Source organism: Streptosporangiales bacterium (genome assembly GCA_009379825.1).
Lineage (GTDB): Bacteria > Actinomycetota > Actinomycetes > Streptosporangiales > WHST01 > WHST01.
The window spans coordinates 1-3,859 of record WHTA01000159.1; the positions used below are offsets into that span (position 1 = coordinate 1).

5 protein-coding genes are annotated in these 3,859 nt (G+C 71.9%); all 5 read right to left on the minus strand.

Going from position 1 to position 3,859, the window contains the following annotated elements; all coding sequences use genetic code 11:
• Positions 1-134: 134 nt before the first annotated feature.
• A complete protein-coding gene (locus GEV07_30750) occupies positions 135-803 on the minus strand; it encodes a threonylcarbamoyl-AMP synthase (GenBank protein MQA06888.1) in 669 nt (222 codons plus the stop codon).
• Positions 800-1,648: a peptide chain release factor N(5)-glutamine methyltransferase gene (prmC, locus tag GEV07_30755; GenBank protein ID MQA06889.1), complete on the minus strand. Its 849-nt coding sequence runs from the start codon at positions 1,646-1,648 to the stop codon at positions 800-802. Before prmC ends, GEV07_30750 begins: the two co-directional genes overlap by 4 nt.
• 20 nt (positions 1,649-1,668) lie before the next feature.
• Complete coding sequence (gene prfA / locus GEV07_30760) at positions 1,669-2,754, minus strand: peptide chain release factor 1 (protein ID MQA06890.1); 1,086 nt, start codon at positions 2,752-2,754, stop codon at positions 1,669-1,671.
• 54 nt (positions 2,755-2,808) lie between these two features.
• Positions 2,809-3,030 (minus strand): 50S ribosomal protein L31, encoded by a 222-nt coding sequence (gene rpmE / locus GEV07_30765; GenBank protein MQA06891.1) that lies wholly within the window; start codon positions 3,028-3,030, stop codon positions 2,809-2,811.
• A 125-nt stretch (positions 3,031-3,155) separates the two neighbouring features.
• The gene (locus GEV07_30770; GenBank protein ID MQA06892.1) at positions 3,156-3,836 is read right to left on the minus strand and encodes an FHA domain-containing protein; all 681 of its coding nucleotides are present in this window, start codon (positions 3,834-3,836) and stop codon (positions 3,156-3,158) included.
• Positions 3,837-3,859 lie beyond the last annotated feature (23 nt).

Sequence of the window (3,859 nt, forward strand, 5' to 3'; positions counted from 1 at the left end):
CCACGTGATCGTCGACCACCACATACAGTGCTGTCAGGAGGGTGTTCAGTTCTTTGGTCACACATCGATCTTGAACACCCTCCGCCCCACGTCTCCGCAGCCGCGCCGACCACACCCTTCAAGGAATCACTCATCTAGTCGTCGGCATCGTCGGCGGGCTCAGGCAGCTGCACCGCCGGGGCCACCGCGCGCAGCTCGTCGAGCGTCACCGCACCCTCGCGGCGGACGTAAGGGACGTCCCCGGTGAGGTCGACGATGGTGGACGGCACCGAGTCGATGCACGGCCCGCCGTCGAGGTAGACGGCCACGCTCTCCCCCAGCTGCTCGACCGCCTCGTCGACCGTGCTCGCCGGTGGGCTGCCGGAGACGTTCGCGCTGCTCACCGCCAGTGGCCCGGTCTCCGCGATCAGCTCGAGCGCGACCGGGTGCAGCGGCATCCGCACCGCGACCGTGCCCCTGCTCTCCCCGAGGTCCCAGGCCAGCGACGGTGCGTGCGTGACGATCACCGTGAGGCCGCCTGGCCAGAACTCCTTCGTGAGCACCTCGGCGTCCGCGCCGAGGTCGGAGACGATACCCGACAGCATCGCCTCGGAGCTGACCAGCACCGGCACCGGCATGTCCCGGCCGCGGGCCTTCGCGGCGAGCAGCGCGCTCACCGCCTCCCCGGTGAACGCGTCCGCGCCCACCCCGTACACGGTGTCGGTGGGCAACACCACGAGCTCACCGCGCTGCACGGCCTCCGCGGCCGCTCGCACGCCGTCTTCGCGCTCCGTCCGCTGCTGGCAGTCGTAAGTGCGGCTCACCAGATCGTCCGTCCTCCCACATCCGTGGACGCCGTGACATACCTCGGCCGACCGGCCAGGTCACGGTGGTCGATGATCGAGGTCCAGCCTCCCAGATCGCGCAGCAGGGCCGGCGCGGACTCCCCCTGGCTCGCGTCGTGCTCACAGGCCAGCACGCCCCCTGGCCGCAACAGCCGGGCCGCGGCGGCCGCCACCAGCGCAACGCCGGCGAGGCCGGCACCTTCCGCGTACACCGCAGCCACCGGGTCGTGGGCGGTCTCCGCGTCCACCTCGGTGGCGGCCGGTACGTACGGCGGGTTGGCGACGACGGCGTCTGCGGTGCCCGCCCACGACGGCGTCCAGGTGGCCATGTCGGCGTGGTGCAGCGCGACGGTGCAGCCGATCGCCTCCTGGTTGCGCCGTGCCCACGCCAGCGCCGTGGCGTCCGCCTCTACGGCGTGCACCTCGGCGGTGGGCAGCTCGGTCGCGACCGCGAGGGCCAACGCGCCGCTGCCGGTGCCCAGGTCGACGACGCGGGGCCGCTGGCGGCCGGCGAGCGCGTCGAGCAGCCAGTCGACGAGCAGCTCGGTCTCCGGCCGCGGCACGAACACGCCGGGCCCGACGGCGAGCGTCAGCCGGCGGAAGTACGCGGTGCCCGTGATGTGCTGCAGGGGTTCGCGCCGGCTGCGCCTGGCGACCGCGGCCGTGTACGCCTGCGCCCGGTCGGCGGGCACCTGGTCGGTCAGTGCGAGCCGGCCGCGCGGGATGTCGAAGACCTCCGCGGCGAGCAGCTCGGCGTCGACCCGCGGGCTGGGCAGCCCCGCCTCGTCCAGCTGGCGGGTGGCGGCGGAGAGCAGGTCGGCCATCGGCACCGTGCGAGCCACCGTCAACCCTGCGCCGCCGCCAACCTGGCCGCGGAGTCCGCGTCCGTCAGCGACTGGATCACCGGCCCGAGCTGGCCGGCGAGCACCTGGTCGAGGTTGTACGCCTTGTACCCGGTGCGGTGGTCGGAGATGCGGTTCTCCGGGAAATTGTACGTGCGGACCCGCTCCGACCGGTCCACCGTCCGGATCTGGTTGCGCCTGGCGGCCGCCTGCTCCGCCTCCGCCTCGGCCTGCCGGATGGCCAGCAGCTTCGCGCGGAGCATGCGCATGGCACGCTCCCGGTTCTGCAGCTGGCTGCGCTCGTTCTGGCACGACACGACGACCCCGGTGGGCTCGTGCGTGATCCGTACCGCGGAGTCCGTGGTGTTGACGCTCTGCCCGCCGGGACCTGACGAGCGGAACACGTCGATGCGCAGGTCCTTCTCGTCGATCTCGACCTCGTACTCCTCGGCCTCCGGCGCCACCAGCACACCGGCGGCCGAGGTGTGGATCCGGCCCTGCGACTCGGTCACCGGCACCCGCTGCACCCGGTGCACGCCGCCCTCGAACTTGAGCAGCCCGTACGGCCCCTCGCCGGGTTCCGGCTGGGCGCCGGACTTCACCTTCACGGCCAGCGAGACGTCCTTGTAGCCGCCGAGGTCGGACTCGGTGACGTCGAGCAGCTCGGTCTTGAAGCCGTGCTGCTCGGCGTACCTGGTGTACATCCTGAGCAGGTCGCCGGCGAAGAGCGCGGACTCCTCGCCGCCCTCCCCCGCCTTGATCTCGACGATGGCGTCCTTGTCGTCGGCGGGATCGCGGGGTGCGAGCAGCCGGCGCAGCCGTTCCTCGAGGTCGGCCTTTCGCGCACGCAACGACTCGACCTCGCCGCCGAAGCTGGAGTCCTCGGCCGCCAGCTCGACGGCCGCCTGCAGGTCGCTGTCGGTGTCCTGCCACTCGCGGTACACCTGCAGGATGCGGCCGAGCTCGGCGTAACGCCGGCCGAGCTCGCGTGCCCGCGCCTGGTCCGAGTGCACCTCGGGCTCGGCCAGCTGCCGCTCCAGCTCGGTGTACTCGGTGGCGAGCTCGTCGACGACCTCGAAGGCGCTCATCGCCGCCTGCCTCTTCCCTTGATCCAGCGGCCGAGCTCGCTGATCGTCCGAGTGTTAGTTACCCGACTTCTTGCGGTTCTTGTACCTGGACTCGAAGCGCGCGACCCGGCCACCGGTGTCCAGGATCTTCTGCTTGCCGGTGTAGAACGGGTGGCAGTTCGAGCAGATGTCCGCGTGGATGACGCCGTTCTTGGCCGTGCTACGGGTGGTGAACGTCGTGCCGCACGTACAGGTGACGGTGGTCTCGACGTACTCCGGGTGAATACCAGCTTTCACGTTCTCTCCTCGTTTCATCAGCGCCGGTTCGCCGCGCGGTCTGCGCGGCGGGAAGCGGTGCTGGGATGCCAACGGAACAGTTTGCCACGCCCAGTTGTTCCCGCGCCGACTACCCCGACGCCGGGTCAGTACGCGGGCTGGGCCTCGTAGGCGCCGTGCGACTCGTACGAGAACGTCCGCCCGCCGATCGCGATGTGGGTGCCGGGCGTGATCACCGTCGCCTGGTGCGGCGGCACCTGCGCCCAGTCCACCGAGCCGGGCGAGAACACGAACGTGCCGTTCGCCGAGCCGAGGTCGACGACCTGCACGTCCCACCCGGACAGCGAGACCATGGCGTGCGCCCTGGACACGAGTGCGTCCGGGTCCTGGATCCGCACCGGGGCCGCCTGCCCGCTCAGCACCTCCTGGCTGGGCTCGGGCTCGCGGCCGATGACGTAGCTCTGGTCGAGCGTGTACGTCTGGCCGTCGTCGAGCACGAGCACGCCTACCGCGGGCTGCATGCCCTCCTGCTGGTCCATCCCCGGCAGCACAGCGAAGTCGCTGCCGGCGTCGACGGGCGCAGCCAGCTCACCCGGTGCCACGGCGTACGGCTCCTGCGGCTGCCCGAAGTCCGGGAACGCCGGCGGCTCACCGGGCCCACCGGGCACTGCGTCCGGGAACGGCGCGGGAGCACCAGGCACGTCCTGCTGCGGCGGCATCCCCGCATCCGGGAACGGCGCGGGAGCCCCAGGCATCCCCGCATCCGGGAACGGCGCGGGAGCCCCAGGCATCCCCGCATCCGGGAACGGCGCGGGAGCCCCAGGCATCCCCGCATCCGGGAACGGCGCGG

Excerpts from the sequence above, each read along its gene's own strand:
- prmC (MQA06889.1), bottom strand. The coding sequence starts at position 1,648 with ATGGCCGACCTGCTCTCCGCCGCCACCCGCCAGCTGGACGAGGCGGGG.
- GEV07_30770 (MQA06892.1), bottom strand. The coding sequence starts at position 3,836 with ATGCCTGGGGCTCCCGCGCCGTTCCCGGATGCGGGGATGCCTGGGGCT.
- prfA (MQA06890.1), bottom strand. The coding sequence starts at position 2,754 with ATGAGCGCCTTCGAGGTCGTCGACGAGCTCGCCACCGAGTACACCGAG.